The sequence below is a fragment of the Stenotrophomonas sp. SMYL20 genome (assembly GCF_036320045.1).
GTDB classification, from domain to species: Bacteria; Pseudomonadota; Gammaproteobacteria; order Xanthomonadales; family Xanthomonadaceae; genus Stenotrophomonas; species Stenotrophomonas maltophilia_A.
Window position 1 is genome coordinate 119,050 of sequence record NZ_JAWIRT010000014.1, and the last position, 18,026, is coordinate 137,075.

The 18,026-nt window shown below is 67.2% G+C and carries 15 protein-coding genes and 1 pseudogene; 11 read left to right on the forward strand and 5 right to left on the reverse strand.

The genetic code is table 11. The features are described 5' to 3' along the window. Positions 1 to 22: 22 nt before the first annotated feature. From mgtA to V3B48_RS12655, 5 genes are all read left to right on the forward strand, one after another. Positions 23 to 2,782, forward strand: a complete 2,760-nt coding sequence (gene mgtA / locus V3B48_RS12635; protein ID WP_329892881.1) for a magnesium-translocating P-type ATPase — start codon at positions 23 to 25, stop codon at positions 2,780 to 2,782. Between the two features lie 31 nt (positions 2,783 to 2,813). Next, positions 2,814 to 3,551: an MgtC/SapB family protein gene (locus V3B48_RS12640; RefSeq protein ID WP_285301700.1), complete on the forward strand. Its 738-nt coding sequence runs from the start codon at positions 2,814 to 2,816 to the stop codon at positions 3,549 to 3,551. Positions 3,552 to 3,804: 253 nt separating this feature from the next. Then, on the forward strand, positions 3,805 to 4,860 hold the full coding sequence (locus V3B48_RS12645) for an ATP-binding protein (RefSeq protein WP_329893662.1): 1,056 nt from the start codon (positions 3,805 to 3,807) through the stop codon (positions 4,858 to 4,860). Further along, the gene (locus V3B48_RS12650; protein ID WP_329893661.1) at positions 4,853 to 5,494 is read left to right on the forward strand and encodes a response regulator; all 642 of its coding nucleotides are present in this window, start codon (positions 4,853 to 4,855) and stop codon (positions 5,492 to 5,494) included. The genes V3B48_RS12645 and V3B48_RS12650 overlap by 8 nt, the downstream gene beginning before the upstream one ends. Then, entirely contained in the window at positions 5,491 to 6,036 is a 546-nt protein-coding gene (locus V3B48_RS12655; RefSeq protein WP_329893660.1) for a DUF1697 domain-containing protein, read from the forward strand. The genes V3B48_RS12650 and V3B48_RS12655 overlap by 4 nt, the downstream gene beginning before the upstream one ends. A gap of 99 nt (positions 6,037 to 6,135) precedes the next feature. Here the strand turns inward: V3B48_RS12655 and V3B48_RS12660 are convergent, their stop codons facing one another. Continuing rightward, positions 6,136 to 7,308 carry a low temperature requirement protein A gene (locus V3B48_RS12660; protein ID WP_329893659.1) on the reverse strand — a complete coding sequence of 391 codons (1,173 nt, stop codon included), beginning with the start codon at positions 7,306 to 7,308 and terminating at the stop codon, positions 6,136 to 6,138. Positions 7,309 to 7,317: 9 nt separating this feature from the next. Continuing rightward, positions 7,318 to 7,584, reverse strand: coding sequence for a hypothetical protein (locus V3B48_RS12665; RefSeq protein ID WP_032129472.1), 267 nt, complete (start codon positions 7,582 to 7,584; stop codon positions 7,318 to 7,320). Between the two features lie 203 nt (positions 7,585 to 7,787). Between V3B48_RS12665 and V3B48_RS12670 the strand changes: the two genes are divergently transcribed. From V3B48_RS12670 to blaL1, 4 genes are all read left to right on the forward strand, one after another. Next, positions 7,788 to 8,312 carry an RNA polymerase sigma factor gene (locus V3B48_RS12670; protein WP_049401449.1) on the forward strand — a complete coding sequence of 175 codons (525 nt, stop codon included), beginning with the start codon at positions 7,788 to 7,790 and terminating at the stop codon, positions 8,310 to 8,312. After that, positions 8,309 to 9,160, forward strand: a complete 852-nt coding sequence (locus V3B48_RS12675) for a FecR domain-containing protein (RefSeq protein ID WP_049422184.1) — start codon at positions 8,309 to 8,311, stop codon at positions 9,158 to 9,160. The genes V3B48_RS12670 and V3B48_RS12675 overlap by 4 nt, the downstream gene beginning before the upstream one ends. 71 nt (positions 9,161 to 9,231) lie before the next feature. Beyond that, on the forward strand, positions 9,232 to 11,661 hold the full coding sequence (locus V3B48_RS12680; protein ID WP_329893658.1) for a TonB-dependent receptor: 2,430 nt from the start codon (positions 9,232 to 9,234) through the stop codon (positions 11,659 to 11,661). Positions 11,662 to 11,756: 95 nt separating this feature from the next. After that, the gene (gene blaL1, locus V3B48_RS12685) at positions 11,757 to 12,629 is read left to right on the forward strand and encodes a L1 family subclass B3 metallo-beta-lactamase (RefSeq protein WP_285301692.1); all 873 of its coding nucleotides are present in this window, start codon (positions 11,757 to 11,759) and stop codon (positions 12,627 to 12,629) included. 128 nt (positions 12,630 to 12,757) lie between these two features. On the opposite strand, the gene V3B48_RS12690 is transcribed toward blaL1, so the two are convergent. Then, positions 12,758 to 13,297: a DUF411 domain-containing protein gene (locus V3B48_RS12690; RefSeq protein ID WP_329893657.1), complete on the reverse strand. Its 540-nt coding sequence runs from the start codon at positions 13,295 to 13,297 to the stop codon at positions 12,758 to 12,760. Positions 13,298 to 13,774: 477 nt separating this feature from the next. Further along, a complete protein-coding gene (locus V3B48_RS12695; protein ID WP_329893656.1) occupies positions 13,775 to 16,060 on the reverse strand; it encodes an FdhF/YdeP family oxidoreductase in 2,286 nt (761 codons plus the stop codon). A gap of 243 nt (positions 16,061 to 16,303) precedes the next feature. Here V3B48_RS12695 and fdhD point away from each other — a divergent pair, with 243 nt between their 5' ends. Then, positions 16,304 to 17,143, forward strand: a complete 840-nt coding sequence (gene fdhD, locus V3B48_RS12700; RefSeq protein WP_329893655.1) for a formate dehydrogenase accessory sulfurtransferase FdhD — start codon at positions 16,304 to 16,306, stop codon at positions 17,141 to 17,143. A gap of 70 nt (positions 17,144 to 17,213) precedes the next feature. Here the strand turns inward: fdhD and V3B48_RS12705 are convergent, their stop codons facing one another. Next, the gene (locus tag V3B48_RS12705) at positions 17,214 to 17,750 is read right to left on the reverse strand and encodes a peroxidase-related enzyme (RefSeq protein ID WP_125893574.1); all 537 of its coding nucleotides are present in this window, start codon (positions 17,748 to 17,750) and stop codon (positions 17,214 to 17,216) included. A 106-nt stretch (positions 17,751 to 17,856) separates the two neighbouring features. Here V3B48_RS12705 and V3B48_RS12710 point away from each other — a divergent pair. Further along, positions 17,857 to 18,026: pseudogene (locus V3B48_RS12710) on the forward strand (AraC family transcriptional regulator); the annotation flags it as partial.

Genomic DNA, 18,026 nt, shown 5'->3' on the forward strand with positions numbered 1-18,026 from the left:
CTCTGACATTCAAGGAGTTCCCATGAGCCTGCTCAACGCCTGGTTCAATGCCTTCCTGCGCAGCCGTCGCGCAGGCAACCTGTTCGGCCGTCGCGCCATGCCCGAAGCCGGCTTCGGCCCGGGCAGCGCCGAGGCCGCACCATTCGCGCTCACCACCGGCCTGGTCACCCTGTCGCAGCTGGACGAGCCGCGCCTGCTGGCTGCGCTCGACTCGCACGTCGATGGCCTCAGCCCGCACGAGGCCGAGGAGCGGCTGGCCACGCTCGGCCCCAACGAGGTGGATCACGAAAAGCCGCTGCCGTGGTGGCGTCATCTGTGGCAGTGCTACCGCAACCCGTTCAACCTGCTGCTGACCGTACTGGCGGCGGTGTCCTGGCTGACCGAGGACATCAAGGCCACGATCGTGATCGGCGCGATGGTGCTGCTGTCCACGCTGATCCGTTTCGTGCAGGAAGGCCGCTCCAACCGTGCCGCCGAGCGGCTGAAGGCACTGGTCGGCAATACCGCACGCGTGCTGCGCCGCAATCCGGGTACCGAGGCCGCCGATGTGGCCGACCAGTACTTCGGTGCGCACCTGCACAGCCGTCGCCCGGCACGCCTGCTGGACCTGCCGATCCGCGAGCTGGTGCCCGGTGATCACATCGTGCTGTCGGCCGGTGACATGATTCCGGCCGACTGCCGCGTGCTGACCGCCAAGGACCTGTTCGTGGCGCAGGCAGCGATGACCGGCGAGTCGCTGCCGGTGGAGAAGTTCGCGCACCCGGGCGATGGCCTGGCCGGTCTGCTGGAGCAGCACAACCTGTTGTTCATGGGCACCAATGTGGTGTCCGGCACCGCCACCGCCGTGGTGCTGGCCACCGGCAACCGCACCTACTTCGGCACCCTGGCCCAGCGCAGCACCGCTACCGACCGTGCGCCAACGGCGTTCCAGGCTGGCGTCAACAGTGTCAGCTGGCTGCTGATCCGCTTCGCGCTGGTGATGGTGCCGTTCGTGCTGCTGATCAACGGCTGGACCAAGGGCGACTGGACCGAGGCGTTCCTGTTCGCGCTGTCGGTGGCGGTGGGCCTGACCCCGGAAATGCTGCCGATGATTGTCACCTCCACCCTGGCCAAGGGTGCGGTGCTGCTGTCGCGGCGCAAGGTGATCGTCAAGCGCCTGGATGCGATCCAGAACTTCGGCGCGATGGAGGTGTTGTGCACCGACAAGACCGGTACCCTCACCCAGGACAAGATCGCGCTGGAACGGCACACCGACGTATTCGGTCACGATTCGGAGGATGTGCTGAAGTTCGCCTACCTCAACAGCCATTTCCAGACCGGGCTGATCAACCTGCTCGACCGTGCGGTGCTGGAGCACGTGGAGCTGCAGAGCTCACTGCGGCTGTCGCAGGACTACCACATGGTGGATGAGATTCCGTTCGACTTCGAGCGCCGCCGCATGTCGGTGGTGGTGTCCGAACGTGAGGACCACCATGAGCTGATCTGCAAGGGTGCGGTTGAGGAGATGCTGGCGGTATGCAGCACCGTGCGCGAGAACGGCGAGGACAAGCCGTTGGATGAGCAGCGGCTGGCGCGCGTGCGGCAGACCACCGAGGAACTGAACGAACAGGGCCTTCGCGTGGTGGCAGTGGCGATGAAGGAAACTGCTGCCAGCCAGACCGTGTATTCGCAGGCTGACGAGTGCGGCCTGACCCTGGTCGGCTACGTGGCCTTCCTCGACCCGCCGAAGGAATCGGCTGCACAGGCGCTGCAGGCGCTGGCCGCGCATGGCGTAGAGGTGAAGGTATTCACCGGCGACAACGAGCTGGTCACCGCCCGCGTCTGTGCCCAGGTCGGGCTGGAGGCGGACACCATCCTGACCGGTCCGCAGATCGAGCGCATGGATGACGGCGCGCTGTCGCGGGCGTTGCACCACCACCGTGTGTTTGCCCGATTGACACCGCTACACAAGGAGCGCCTGGTACGCGAGCTGCGCGCACAGGGCAAGGTGGTCGGTTTCCTCGGCGATGGCATCAACGATGCACCGGCGCTGCGTGCTGCGGACATCGGCATCAGCGTGGACAGCGCGGTGGACATCGCCAAGGAGGCCGCCGACATCATCCTGCTGGAAAAGAACCTGATGGTGCTGGAGGAAGGTGTCATCCAGGGCCGGCGCACGTTCAACAACATGCTGAAGTACATCCGCATGACCGCCAGCTCCAACTTCGGCAACGTGTTCTCGGTGCTGGTGGCCTCGGCCTTCCTGCCGTTCCTGCCGATGCTGCCACTGCAGCTGCTGGTACAGAACCTGCTGTACGACATCTCGCAGATCGCCATTCCGTTCGACAACGTGGACGAGGAGCTGGTGCGCAAGCCGCTGAAGTGGAACCCGGCAGACATTGGACGCTTCATGGTGTTCTTCGGGCCGATCAGCTCGATCTTCGACCTGAGCTGCTTCGCGCTGATGTGGTACGTGTTCGATGCGCGCACACCGGCCGACCAGGGCCTGTTCCAGTCCGGCTGGTTCGTGGTGGGTCTGCTGACCCAGACCCTGATCGTGCACATGATCCGTACACCGAAGGTGCCGTTCCTGCAGAGCATCGCTGCGCCGCCGCTGCTGGTGATGACCGGCCTGATCATGGCCATTGGCGTGGCCCTGCCGATGAGCCCGCTGGCTGGCTACTTCAAGCTGCAGGCCCTGCCGACCGGCTACTGGCCGTTCCTGGTGGCGATCCTGTTCGGCTACGCGGTGCTGACAACCGTGCTGAAGAAGATCTACATCCGTCGCTACGGCTGGCAGTAAGCGCCCGCCGCCTGGTCCAGGGAGAAACACAATGGACATCAATCCGAACCTGCCGGCGTTCAACGCCGGCGCGACCCTGAGCTCGCTGATCAGCCTGTCGGTGGCGTTCGTGCTTGGCACCGTCATCGGCCTGGAGCGGCAGCTGCGTCAACGCACCGCCGGCCTGCGTACCAATACGCTGGTGGCAGTGGGTGCGGCGGTGTTCGTCGACCTGGCCGTGCGCTTCCATGACCTGTATGGCGGCCCGCCCTCACCGCTGCATGTGGTGGCCTATGTGATCTCCGGCGTCGGTTTCCTCGGCGCCGGCGCGATCATGAAGGACGGTGCGCAGGTGTCCGGCCTGAACACCGCCGCCACCCTGTGGGGCTCGGCGGCGGTCGGTGCCTGTGCGGGCATCAAGCTGCTGCCGGAGGCGGTGATGGCGGCGGTGTTCGTGCTGGCCGCCAACACCCTGCTGCGGCCAGTGGTGAACCGCATCCAGCGGCAGCCGCTGCCGGAGGCGTTCAGCGAGGCGACCTATGCGATCAACGTGGTCTGCCAGCGCGAGCAGCAGGCCGAGGTGCTGGACCAGCTGTTGCTGCTGCTGGAACAGGCGCACTACCCGGTACGCGCGGTGGACCAGCGCCCGTTCGGCGAGCGCGACGTGGAGATAGAAGCGGTGCTGTATGCCACCACGGTCGATGCCGGTGAACTGGATGCGGTGCTGGCCACGCTGGCGACCACCCCCGGCGTGCTGCAGGGGTTCTGGAACGCCAGCCTGGATGAGTAGTGCCGGCCGCTGGCCGGCAACATCGTGCACCGCTTGGTAGGTGCCGACCTTGGTCGGCACAGACCTGGGAAGTGCCGGCCGCTGGCCGGCAACCTCATAGACTCCGGGACGATCCTGCAGCTGCCGGCCAGCGGCCGGCACTACCAGGCATCGCTTTGGTGGGTGCCGACAGCACAGGAGCACGCCAAGCACGGTCGGCATCTGCCTGAGGCAGCTTTGCTATCCTTTCCCCCCACGCCAGGGAGCCGTTCCGATGCCATCGCTGTCGCCCCGCCGCCCTCTGGTGCTGCTGGCCCTGATCGTCGTGATGGCGGCGATCTTCCTGGTCGATACCGTCACCGATTACGCGGTCGCCGCCGCCTGCTTCTACGCAGCGGTCATCCTCGCCGCATCGCGCGTACTCGCCGCACGCGGGCTGATCAGCCTGGCCATCGCCTGCATCGCACTCACCGCCCTGAGCTTCTTCCTCACCCGCTTCGGCACCTACCGCATCGGCCTGGTCAACTCGGTGATCGGCATGCTGGTGATCGGCATCACCACCTACCTCGCGTTGAAGATGGAAGCGGCCAAGGCCGCGGTGCAGGAAGCACAGGGCCGCCTGCTGCGGGTGGCGCGCGCGTCGACCGTGGGCGAGCTGACCACTTCCATCGCACATGAAGTGAACCAGCCGCTGGCGGCGATCGCCAGCAGCGCCGAAGCCTGCCAGCGCTGGCTGGCACAGGACCCACCGAACGTGGACAAGGCACGGCAGACCGTGGCCCGCATCCTGGCCGATGCCCATCGCGCCGGTGACGTGATCGCCCGTATCCGTGGCCTGACCCAGGGCGCGGCACCGGAACGACGCGCCTTCGACCTGAACCAGGCGGTGGAGGAAATGCTGGCGCTGTCGCGCAGCGAGCTGGACCAGCACGGCGTGGCCGTGGCCCTGCTGCTCGATGCCGACCTGCCGCTGGTGCAGGCCGACCGCGTGCAGGTGCAGCAGGTGATCGGCAACCTGATCCTCAATGCGGTGGACGCGATGGAAGCAGTGCCGGCTGCCGATCGCCGCCTGTCCCTGTTGACCCAACGCGACGGACAGCGGATCAGCCTCAGCGTGCGTGACCGCGGTGTCGGCCTGCCCGCCGATCATCCCGAGCGTGTGTTCGATGCGTTCTGGACCACCAAATCACACGGGCTGGGGCTGGGATTGAGCCTGAGCAGGTCGATGATCGAGGCCAACGAAGGCAGGATCCGAGCCGAGCGCCCCAGCGGCGGAGGTGCCTGCTTTGTGTTTGACCTGCCCGTTGCCACGGAACGCCGTCATGCGTAAGCCCGCTGCACCCGCCGCCGATCCAGCGCCCATCGTCTACGTGATCGACGACGATCCGTCGGTGCGCGCCGCGCTGGAAGACCTGCTCGCCTCGATGGGCCTGCAGGTACGGGCCTTCGCTTCCACCCAGGCGTTCCTCGAACACGAACTGGAAGATGCACCGGCCTGCCTGGTGCTGGACGTGCGCATGCCCGGCCAGAGCGGGCTGGAGTTCCATCGCACGATGGGCAGCCACGGCCTGCAGCTGCCGGTGCTGTTCATCACCGGCCACGGCGATATCGCGATGGGCGTCAATGCGATCAAGGACGGTGCCATCGAGTTCCTGACCAAGCCGTTCCGTGACCAGGAACTGCTGGATGCGATCCACAAGGGCATTGAGATCGACCGCCAGCGCCGCCGTGACGGCGAGGCGCTGGACGCCCTGCAGCAGCGCTGGAACACCCTCAACGCCGGCGAGCGCGAGGTGGTCGACGGCGTGGTGCGCGGCCGCCTCAACAAGCAGATCGCCGGCGACCTCGGGGTCAGCGAGATCACGGTGAAGGTGCGCCGCGCGCAGGTGATGCGCAAGATGGGCGCGCGTACGCTGGTCGATCTGGTACGCATGTACGACCGCCTGCAGGCAGGTTCCCCATGAGCGTGCATGTCGCACTGCTGCGAGCAGTCAATGTCGGAGGTACCGGTAAGCTGCCGATGGTTGAACTGGTGGCGATGTGCGAGGACGCGGGCTTCACCGACGTCCGCACCTATATCGCCAGCGGCAACGTGGTGTTCCGCAGCGGACTTGACGAAGCCGGCGTGCGGAAAGCCCTTGGCCAACGGCTGCAGGCCTATGCAGGAAAACCGGTGGGTGTGCTGGTGCGCTCGGCAGCCGAGATCGCGGCGGTTGCCGCCGGCAATCCGTTCCCGCACGCCGCCGGCAATCGCGTGGTCGCGCTGTTCGTGGATGAGGCACTGCCCACTGATCCCTTGACCGGGGTGACCGGCCTGCGCGATGAGCAGCTGGCGCTGGGTACCCGCGAGCTCTTCGTCCACTATGGCGACGGCATGGCCGACTCACGCCTGCGGATTCCCTATGCCCAGCAAGGCACCGCCCGCAACCTCAACACGGTCGGCAAGCTTGCGGCAATGGCCGCCGCGCTCGGCCAGGCCACCTCAGGCGGTAGAGGGCGGCGGTAGAGTCGACTGTCAGTCGACTATCGCGCGCAGCGCGGGATTTTCCACAACCTTGTGGAAGAGCAGTCGACCAACATTCGGCTCTGCCCGGCAGAGGGCTGATCACGCCCGTTGCAGACGGTGCTTCAACCGCGTATCCATCAACCCCACCGCCAGCAGCACCGCACTGGTCAACCAGCCAGCGGCCAACAGATGGGTCTGCGGCAACACCACGCCCAGCACGCCCAGCGCCACCGCGCCGATCAGATGCGAGTACGGTGCGCGCCCGTATACCACCCGCTTGTATAGCGCGCTGCCCAGCAGGTAGATCAACGGGCCGGCCACCAGCACGGCCGCATACACCGGCGTCACCACAGCATGCGGGTGGTCCATGACCAGGTCATTGCCCACCGCCGTAGCGATGATCCCTGCGATCAGCAACGCGTGCACATAGTGGAAGTTGGCGCCCATCCGGCCCGGGTCTTCGGCATGGCTGATGGCCTCGGTGGCGTCGCGGCTGGAGATGCCGAAGTACAGCCACCACATGGCGATCGTGCCGGCGAAGGTGGCAAGCACTGCGGACACCACCGCCCCACTCCACTGTTCGACCTCGCTGAGCACGCCACCGGTGGCCAGCAACGTCTCGCCCAGTGCGACGATGACGAACAGCTGGCAGCGCTCGGCCAGGTGCCCGCCTTCGATGGTCCACTCACGGGTGTGCGAGCGGCCCAGCCCCGGGAACGCGAAGCCGAACATCGGTGAGACGTATTCGCACGCCACCGCCACCGCCCACAGCGCCAACCGCGTATTGCCCTCGGATGCCGCACCTGCCAGCCAGAAGCAGGCCGACACGCTCACCCAGGCCAGCATGCGACGGAAGTTCGGCGTCAGGGGATGCGTGCGACCGACCTCCAGCAGCACGAAGGCGGTACGCCCGACCTGCATGGTGGCGTAGGCCCCGGCAAACACCCAGGCGCGGTCAGCGAACGCCTCGGGAATGGACGAGGACATCAACAAGGCCAGCAGCATGGTGGCAAACAGCAGGCCGCGGATGCGCGGTGCCTCCGGATCGAACCAGTTGCTGACCCAGCAGGCGTACTGCCAGCCCAGCCACACCGCAAACCACAGCACCAGGGTCTGCAGCACGCCGGCCAGATCCAGGTGATGCAGCAGGTGGTGGCTGAGCTGGGTGACCGCGAACACGTAGACCAGGTCGAAGAACAGCTCTTCGTAGGTCACGCGCGCATGGTGGCCGTCGCGCTGGCGCAGGGCCGGCAATCGCAGTCGTGTACTCATGGCTTTCCTTCAGCGCGCCAGGCGCCAGTAGAGCAGACCGGCCAGCAGGGCCGGCACCGCGAACACCAGCAGCAGGATCGGCAGTTCTTCGCGCATCCCGTAGCCGGCCTTGCTGACGCCTACCCACAGGTTGGCCACCGTCACCAGCAGCCAGGTGGCAATGAACGCGATCAGGGCCGTGGGCAGCTGTGAGGTGCCCACGCTCCACAGCCGCCCGAACAGCAGGAACACCCCAAGCAGCACGACGCCACCCACCATCACCAGAAGCACATGCATGGTCCACCTCCTTGAGCCTGCAGGCAGGCTAGCCGTGGGCGATTCTGCGCTCCAGCCGATGATCGTGGATTCACTTTCCAGGCGCGGCGAACAATCGCCCTGATGATCGCGGCATGGCAAACGCGAACAGTTCCCATTAGTATTGCGTCATTGCGCAGGGATGACCTCCCGGCACCCGCCTTTCACCCTTGCTTCCCGTCCGGATGTCCCAGCCGACACTTCCCCGCCCACCTGCGCTGCCGCTGGTGACCTCGCTGGTGCGCCACTACGAGGAACTGGTGGACTACCTGCATCGCCGGTTCCGCTCGCCCGGGCTGGCCCGCGAAGTGGTGCACGATGTCTGTGTGCGCCTGCTGGAACGCCCGGCCGCGCATGACGCCCGCCAACCGATCGCGCTGCTGCGCAGGATCGCCCACGATGCGGCGGTCGACCGCTGCCGCGCCGAGGACCTGCGCCGGCACTGGGTAGAGCCCCGCGCCGAGCTTCCCGAAGGCGCCTGCGAGCGCCCCGGACCCGAGCGCCAGGCGCAGGGCCAGCAGGCGCTGCAGCGGCTGACCGCCAGCATCGAGCGCATGCCCTGCCGGCGGCAGCAGGTGTTCATCCTGCACAAGATCCACGAGCTGCCCCAGGCCGAGGTGGCGCAGCGGATGGGCATCGGCCTGAAGGCGGTGGAACGTCATCTGCGCCTGGCCATGGCCGACTGCCGGCTGCACGGTGCGCTGCGGTGAGCCCTGCATCACCCGATCCGGCACCGCCGTCGGCGCCCGCCGAACCGTCCGCCGAGGACATGCTCGACCAACACCGGGAGGCACTGAAGGAGCGTTTCCCGTTGCCAGGCCCGGAACAGCTGCAGCGGCGCCGCGGCGGATCTGGCGCGAAACGGGTACTGCCGGTGCTGTTGCTGGCGGCCGCCGCGCTGCTGCTGGCCGACCCGGCCTGGCAGGTGCGTGACTACCAGACCGCCGTCGGCGAGCGCCGCGACATCGAGCTGCCGGACGGCAGCCGTGTGCTGCTCGACGCAGGAACCCACCTGCAGGTCCGTCGCCATCTGCGTTCGCGGCAGGTGCTGCTGGCGCAGGGCCATGCGCGCTTCGAGGTGCAGCATTCAGCGTGGCGCCGCTTCCAGGTCGATGCTGGGCCGGTACAGGTACGCAACTACGGCACGGTGTTCGATGTTGACCGCCAGGGCGATCTCAGTGAGGTCACGCTGTGGCGCGGCGAGGTCGGTGTCAGCGTGGATGGCGGCGGCACCGAGCAGCGGCTGAAGCCGGGGCAGCGCCTGCTGGCCCAGCCGGGCTCGCTGTCTCCGCCGGAAGCCGTGGATCCGGACCGGGCCGACTGGACCACCGGTCGGCTGCAGTTCGACCGCATGCCACTGAGCGAGGTGCTGCGCATCCTGCAGCGCTATCACGACCGTCCGATCGTGCTGGACGACCCGGCACTGGGTCCGCTGCAGGTGTCGGGCGTGTTCGATGCCGATCGTGCCGAGACGGCGGTCGCGCTGTTGCCGGAGATCCTGCCGGTCCAGGTGCATACCGCCGCCGACGGCAGCCTGCATCTGCGCGCCCGCGATTGATTGCCACGCCGAGGGTGGGTTGCGCGCCGTCCCATCCGGCAAGTGCTTGAACCCTTCCGAAGGACCCCCGCATGACCCGCCCTGTTCCGCCCGCCGCGCTGCGCCGGCTGGCCCCCACCCTGCTCGCCGCCTGCCTGTGTGCGGCGCTGCCCGCCACCGCGCAGACCGCTGCGTCCGCACCTGTCGAACTGCACCTGCCGGCCGGCCCGCTGCAGGCTTCGCTCAACTCGCTGGCGCGGCAGAGTGGCATCCAGCTGCTGTTCGCGGCCGACAGCGTGAGCGGCCGCAACGCGCCCGCCCTCGACGGCCGCTACACCCCGCACGACGCCCTGCAGCGCCTGCTGGCCGGGCAAGGCCTGGCGATGCAGGAGCGCTCGCCGGGGGTGTTCGTGGTGAGTGCCGCGCCAGCATCGCCCAAGCCCCGCGCTCCGGCCCGGACCGCGTCATCGGCAGCGTCCCCTGCCACGACCACTTCGCTGGCCCGCGTCACGGTATCGGCCTCGACCGCGCGCATGCCGCAGGGCGAGACCGCGATGCCCAACACCATCACCGTGCTGACCCGCGAGGACATCGCGCAGCAGCTGGCGCTGGGCTCGGATGTCTCGCGCGTGCTGTCGGCGCAGATCCCGGCGTTTGCCCCGGCGCGCGAGAAGATGTCCAACTACGGCGAAACCATGCGCGGCCGCGGCATCCTGTACATGGTCGACGGCGTGCCGCAGTCGACGCCGCTGCGCGATGGCTCACGTGATTCGCACACCATCGATCCGGCGATGATCGAACGCATCGAGGTCATCCACGGTGCCAACGCACTGCAGGGCATCGGCGGTACCGGTGGCATCGTCAACATCATCACCCGCAGCGCGCCCAGCGAGCCCGGTGCCTTCCTGCTCGACACCAACGTCAGCTACAGCTCGGCGCTGCCCAGCCGCCGTGATGACAACGGCCAGCGCGGCTCGGCACTGGTCGGCGTGCGCGGCGAGCAGTTCGATCTGGTGGCCGGCCTGGCCTATGAGAAGCAGGGCCTGTACCACGACGGCGAGGGCCGTTCGATCGGTACCAACGCCCAGGGCGAACTGATGGATTCGACCTCGTCGAACGTGTTCGCCAAGCTGGGCTGGAACATTGCCGAGGGCCACCGCCTGCAGCTGATGGCCAACCGCTACGAGCTGCGCGGGCTGGACAACTACCTGGCGGTGAACGGTGATTACCGCACCGGTCGCCCGACCATTTCGGTGCCCGGCGATACCCCGTTGGAGCCGCCGATGAACCGCTCGCGTTCGTTGACGCTGGACTACAGCGCCGCCGATCTGCTCGGTGGCCGCTTCCAGGCGCAGGCCTTCGCGGTGGACTTCGAAGGCCGCTATGGCGCCAGCCAGTGGGACCCGTGGGGCAACACCGGCGCCAACGCCGCCTGGGACCAGACCCAGAACGAATCGGACAAGCGCGGCTTCAAGCTGACCCAGAGCTGGGCCCGCATCGCCGACACCACGCTGGACGTGACCCTGGGCCTGGACGGCCTGCGCGACCGCACCCACCAGGTGCTGCTGGCCAGCGGCATGAACTGGGTGCCGCAGACCACCTACCAGAGCCTGTCGCCGCTGCTGCAGCTGCACTGGTGGCCAACCGACCACCTGATGCTGTCCGGCGGCCTGCGCTACGAAAAGGGCGAGCTGGAAGTAGGCGACTACACCACCCTGCCCCGCTACGGCGCACGCAAGGTGGCCGGCGGCAAGCCGACCATGAGCGAGACCCTGCCCAACTTCGGCGCGGTCTGGTACATCAATGACCGCCTCAACGCCTACGCCTCGTATTCGGAAGGCTACACCGTGGCCGACGTTGGCCGCGTGCTGCGCGCGATCAACCGGGACGGCCAGCGCGTGGACAATCTGATTGACCTGTCACCGGTGGTGTCGGACAACCGCGAGATCGGCCTGGAGTACGACGATGGCCGTTTCAGCGGTGACATCGCCTACTACACCTCCGAATCCAAGCTGGGCTCGGTGCTGATCTACGATCCGGGCATCGATGCCTATGCGGTGCAGCGCCAGGCCACCCGCGTGGAGGGCTTCGAAAGCAACCTGCGCCTGCGCCTGGGCGACAGCCGGCTGGGCCTGGGTTATGCACGTGCCAACGGCCGCTACGATGCCGACGTCGATGGCCGCCTCGACAGCGACCTGGCCGGCGTCAACATCGCGCCGAACCGGCTGACCGCGTTCTGGGAGCAGAGCTGGACACCACAGCTGAGCACCCGCCTGCAGGCCAGCCACGCCTTCGACCGCGACTTCGACCTGCGTGGCGCGCGGGTGGCGGAGTTCAAGGGTTACACCACGGTGGACCTTGTGGCCCGCTACGTGCTGGACAAGCACGCCTTCACGCTGGGCGTGCAGAACCTGGCGAACAAGCAGTACATCAGCTACTACTCGCAGACCACGCCGTCGAACCCGAGCTATTTCTCGGGCCGTGGCCGGGTGCTGACGCTGGGGTGGCAGTACCGGTACTGATCCATGGCGCCCTTATGGGAGCCATGAAATCTATGCGCGACGCGATGAAGGAGGCCCATGCTAGTTTCTGGGCCTCCTTCAAACGGACGTGAACCATGCGTTTTTCCCTGCTCGCCGTCACACTGGCCGCTGTTCTTCCGGTCGCGCACGCCAGCGCCGCCGAGGCACCCCTGCCGCAGTTGCGGGCCTACACCGTGGATGCTTCCTGGCTGCAGCCGATGGCACCGCTGCAGATTGCTGACCACACCTGGCAGATCGGCACCGAGAACCTGACCGCACTGCTGGTGCAGACCGCCGAGGGCGCGGTGCTGCTCGACGGCGGCATGCCACAGATGGCCGGCCACCTGCTCGACAACATGAAGGCACGCGGCGTGGCACCGCAGGATCTGCGGTTGATCCTGCTCAGCCATGCGCATGCCGACCATGCCGGGCCGGTGGCGGAGCTGAAGCGCCGTAGTGGCGCGCACGTGGTCGCCAACGCGGAATCGGCGGTGCTGCTGGCGCGTGGCGGCAGCGATGACCTGCACTTCGGCGATGGCATCACCTACCCGCCTGCCAGTGCAGACCGCATCGTCATGGATGGCGAAGTGATCACGGTGGGCGGCATCGCGTTCACTGCGCACTTCATGCCGGGGCACACCCCGGGCAGCACCGCGTGGACCTGGACCGATACCCGCGAGGGCAAGCCGGTGCGCATCGCCTACGCCGACAGCCTGAGTGCACCGGGCTACCAGCTGCAGGGCAATGCGCGCTATCCGCGCCTGGTCGAGGACTACAAGCGCAGCTTCGCGACGGTGCGGGCGTTGCCCTGCGACGTGTTGCTGACCCCGCATCCGGGTGCCAGCAACTGGGACTACGCCTCCGGCAGCAAGGCCAGCGCCAAGGCACTGACCTGCAAGGCCTACGCGGATGCGGCCGAACAGAAGTTCGACGCACAGCTGGCCAAGGAAACAGCCGGGGCCCGCTGATTCTGTAGAGTCGAGCTTGCTCGACTGAAGCAGAGCAGTCGAGCATGGCTCGACTCTACAAAGAGCATGCCGAGGGTGGGCTCGGCTCTCCGAGGGGTGCCGGTCAGGACGACCGGCACCGCCGCCTGTCAGCCGCCCTGGCCGTGCTGCGCGAACGGCTCGGTGGTGCCATCGTTGCGCACCAGTTCAACGGTGTACGGCTGCACGTAGCCGTCCGGCATTTCCATGCCCGGCGAGCCGGCCGGCATGCCCGGCAACACCAGGCCGCGCGCTGCCGGCCGCTCCGCCAGCAGTCGCTTGATGTCCTCGGCCGGGATGTGGCCTTCAACCACGTAACCACCGATCTCGGCGGTGTGGCAGGACGCCTTGCCGACCGGCACACCCAGCCGGACCTTGATCGGGTTCATGTCATCGGTATTGCGTACATCCACCTGGAAGCCTTCGGCCTTCAGGTGGTCGACCCAGATGCCGCAGCAGCCGCAGCTTGCGGTCTTGTGCACGATGGCAATGGGCAGTGCCGGGTCCACCTGCGACGGGCTGGACTTGATCGGTGCCGCCGGGGCTTGGCTGGCAACCGGCGCGGCAGGCGATTCTTCTGCAGCGCGCGCGCAGGCGGTCGTGGCCAGTACGGTGCCCAGCAGCAGGCCGAGGGAGAGAGAACGGTTCATGGTGTTGATTCCTTTGCAGATGCGGGCAACGCGGCCCGCTGCCTGCGCATCGAAGGCACAGGCAGAGTCGAGAATGAGTCGAGCAGCTACGGCAGGCGCTTGAGGCCTGCAGGAAATCACACGATGGGCGGCCGTAACGGATCCGGCAACGGCGGCGGAGCGCGTTGCTGGGCGTTGGCTGGCAAAGGCGCCTCACGCCAGGGTGACGCTGGCGTTCCGCTCAGGGTGGCCAGCATGCCGAGGCTGGCCGGCGGGCATTCGCACTCATTGCTCTGGCAGACCGTTGATGCTGCCTCGTCGCAGCATCCGGCCATGGCAGCGGAATGCGGTGCGGCGCAATGCTCCGCGTTGGACTGCGCCGCGTACGAGGATGAGGCAACCGCAAGCGCCGGTGCATTCAGCACCAGGGCAAGGAGAAGCATCCATCGCAGCAGCAGGCCAGGCAGGTTCACCCGACAATGATAGCCGATGCGCCGGTCACGCAATCGCCGCCACCATTGCGCTCATCCGCACCGGGATCGACTTGGCCGCTGGGGTACCGCTGACCCGGTCGTAGTAGTCCAGCGGCAACAACGGGTTCAGTTCCGGGTAGTAACCGGCCAGCGCGCCGCGCGGCATCGGGTAGTCCAGCACGGTCAGGCCCTCGATGCGCCGCTGCACTCCGTCGCCACTGATCGTCTCCAGGCTGACCAGCGCTTCCTTTTCCAGCCCACGTGCCAGCCGGTCCTCGATGTTCATGAACAACACCATGCGGTCGTTGTACACGCCGCGGTAGCGGTCGTTGTAGCTGTAGATGGTGGTGTTGTACTGGTCGTGCGAGCGCACCGTGGCCAACCGCAGCATCCCGGGATCGTCCACCGGCGCGTCCACGTCCAGGCCTGGCATCACCAGGATGTTGGCCTTGCCGTTGGGCGTGGGCCACACCCGGCGGCGCGGCGGAATGTCCAGGTGGAAGCCGTGCGGCTGCTGGATGCGCTCGTTGAAGCCGGTGTAGATCTCCGGGTACACCGCCGCAATCAGCTCGCGGATGGGTGCGTAGTCATGCATGCACCCCGCCCAGTCGACCTTGCTGTGCGGCAATGTTGCCAGCGCCATGCGACAGACGATCTCGACCTCCGGGAGCACGTCCGTGCTGACCGGCTCGAGCACGCCGCGCGAAGCGGTCACGTTCGACATCGCGTCTTCGATAGTGACGAACTGCTCGCCGGCCGGCGTGACGATGCGCTCCGAACGTGCGACCACCGGCAGGATCAAGGCATCGCGGCCATGCACCAGGTGACCGCGATTGAGCTTGGTGGCGATGCCCACCGTCAGCTCCAGGCCGCGCATGGCCTCGTACGCGCGCGGCGTATCGGGCACGGCGTGGATGAAGTTGCCGCCCATGCCGATGAACACCTTGGCGCTGCCGTCCAGCATCGCCTCGATCGATTCGACCACGTGATGACCGTGCTCGCGCGGCGGATCGAAGCCGAACACCTGCTGCACGCGGTCCAGATAGGCCGGCTTGGGTTTCTCGTCGATGCCGACGGTACGGTCGCCCTGCACGTTGGAATGGCCACGGATCGGCCCGATGCCGGCACCGGGCTTGCCGAAGTTGCCACGCAGCAACAGCAGGTTGGCCACCTGCTGCAGCAGGGTCGAACCATACTGATGCTGGGTCAGGCCCATGCCATAGCAGATCACCGTGGCCTTGGAGCGGATGTAGATCTCGGCGCAGCGGCGGATCTGCGCCTGGGTGATGCCGGAGACCTGCACGATCTCGTTCCAGTCCTGTGCCAGCACGTCATCGCGCAGTGCGTCCAGGCCTACCGTATGTTCTGACAGGAACTCATGGTCGAGCACGCGCTCACCCTGCGCCTCGCGCTCGAACATCACCTTCATCATGCCCTTGATCAGGGCCAGGTCGCCGCCGATGCGGATGTGCACGAACTCACTGGTGATCTCGGTCGAACCGAACGTGGCCATCTGCACCATGTCCTGCGGTTCGGCGAAACGGATCAGCGCGCGCTCGGGCATCGGGTTGACCGCCACGATCGGGATGCCGCGTTTGCGCGCCTCGACCAGGTTGCTCATCATCCGCGGCGAATTGGTGCCGGTGTTCTGGCCGATCACGAAGATCGCCTCGGCGTGCTCGAAATCCTGCAGCACGATGGTGCCCTTGCCCACGCCGATGGCCGGCGGCAGGCCGCGACTGGTCGGCTCGTGGCACATGTTCGAGCAGTCCGGGAAATTGTTGGTGCCGAATTCGCGCACGAAGATCGAATACAGGAACGCGGCTTCGTTGGGTGTACGGCCGGAGGTGTAGAACTCGGCCTGGTGCGGGCTGTCCAGCGCCTGCAGGTGGCGGCCGATCAGCGCGAATGCCTCATCCCAGCTGCACGGAACGTAATGGTCGGTGGCTGCGTCGTAGCGCATCGGTTCGGTCAGCCGGCCCTGCATTTCCAGCCAGTAGTCGGTCTGCGCCATCAGTTCGGTGACGGTGTGCTGGGCAAACAGCTCGCGCCCGGCGCGGAACTGGGTGGCCTCCCAGGCCAGCGCCTTGGCGCCGTTCTCGCAGAATTCCAGCTTCTTGCGCTCATCCGCATCGGGAAACGCACAGCTGGGGCATTTGAAGCCGCCGGGCTGGTTCATCGCCAGCAGCGCCTTTGACCCCTTGCCGATCACACTCTGCTGCAGCAGCACTTTGGCGGTGGCACCGGCGGCACCCCAGCCACCGGCCGGCTGGTTGTAGGGCTTGTAACGCGGCGGCTTCTGCTCGGACATGTTCGGGAACCTGGCGGGAGGAACACAACAATCAACGGCGCGGGATGGGCCGGATGCGGCTTCTGCAGCGCGGCCAGCCACGCAGTCAAGCACGGACAAGGCCGCTTCGCCAGAGCCAGATGCTGTTTTCAGCGCAGCCTGCCATGACAACGGTTACACCCGCGTCAGCGCCCGGCCACTGCGCTATTCTCGAAGCCGTGGGTGGTCCACCACCTGCGTATTTCCCTTGCCCGGACGCGCTGCATGCCTGACTCGACCCCGCCGCACACCCCGCCTGCCGGTACGGCCCAGCGCCCGTTGCAGCGCTGGCGCAGCGAGGGGCACCAGCAGCAGGTCGACGTGGTGGCCGAGGAAGTACCGGTTGCACTGCGCTACAACGGCGCCGCCTTCGCGGTGATGATGGCCACGCCCTGCGACCTGGAAGACTTCGCGCTGGGTTTCTCGCTCAGCGAAGGGCTGATCACTGCGCCCTCGCAACTGCTGTCGATCGAGGTCCGCCCGCAGCTGGAGGGCATCGAGCTGCAGATGACCGTTTCCGAAGACGCACCCGGTGCCGATCTGGATCCGGCCAATGGCCGCCTGCTGCCCGGTCGCGGTGGCTGCGGCCTGTGTGGTACGCGCCAGCTGGAGGATGTGCTGCGCCCGCTGCCCGAGGTGCGTGAGCGACGGCCCTATTCACCGGCAGCCCTGCAACGGGCGCTGGCCACGCTGGCGCAGCATCAGCCGATGAATGCGGTGAGTGGATCGACGCACGCCGCGGCCTGGGCCGATGCCAGCGGGAGGATCGGCTGGGTGCGCGAGGATGTGGGCCGTCACAACGCGTTGGACAAGCTGATCGGCGCCCTGCATCACAACGAGCACGCCATCGACGGCGGGTTGCTGGTGATTTCCAGCCGCGCCAGCTATGAGATGGTCAGCAAGGCGATACGTGCGGGTGCCAGCGTGCTGGCAGCGGTGTCGGCGCCGACCGCGCTGGCGATCGACCTGGCCCGCAGTGCCGGACTGTGCCTGGTCGGATTCGCGCGGGAGAGCGGGTTCAATGTGTATACGCACCCCGAGCGGCTGCAGGCGGACGACAGGTAGCGCCGACCACCCCGTCTGCTCCATTTCGACCGGCCCGGGCGGCCCATTGCCACCCGGGCCAGACCGTACCTCAGCGCAGCGCCACCTTCGGGAAGTCCACCGGCACGTCGAACGCCACGTTGACGTAGTTGGTGAACAGGTTGAGCGCCACATGGGCGAGGATCTCGACGATCTGCTCGTCATCGAAGCCGGCTGCGCGCAGCGCCTGCACATCACCGTCGGTGATCTGTGCACGCTGCTCAACTACCTTCAGCGCGAAGTCGAGCGCCGCCGAAGTGGCCGGATCGCTGGACTGGCCGATCTGCGCAGCAGCCATCTGCTCGCTGCTGGCGCCGGCCTTGCGACCCAGCGCCGTGTGCGCGGCCAGGCAGTATTCGCAGGCATTGCGGTTGGCGATGGCGACGGCGATCTGCTCGCCCAGCAGCGGCGACAGGCGACCGCCGCCCAGTGCGCCGAACGAGCCCCACATGCTCTGCAGGGCGGCCGGCGAATTGGCCACAGCGCGGAACATGGCCGGGGTGGCGCCGAACGCGGCGTGGACCTGGCCCAGCAGGGCCTGGCGGTCGGCGGTGGTGTTGGCGGCATCGATCAGGGGGACACGGGACATGGTGGATCTCCTTGGGAAAGCGCCCGGGATTGGACGACCCGGCCATCCTAGGTAGACTCGATGGACGAAAAGGACCAGATCAGCCGCCATTGTTGTCCATTCATCCATGCGCACACTTCCCACTCCTGCAGACCGCTCCGCGCCCGACCGCCTCTCCTCCCTGCTGGAACGCTTCCGGGTGCAGGCCGCGCTGTTCCACAGCGGCCCGCTGTGTGGACGGCAGGTGTTCGAGCCGCAACCCGGGCGCGCGTTCCTGCACATCCTGCGCCAGGGTGA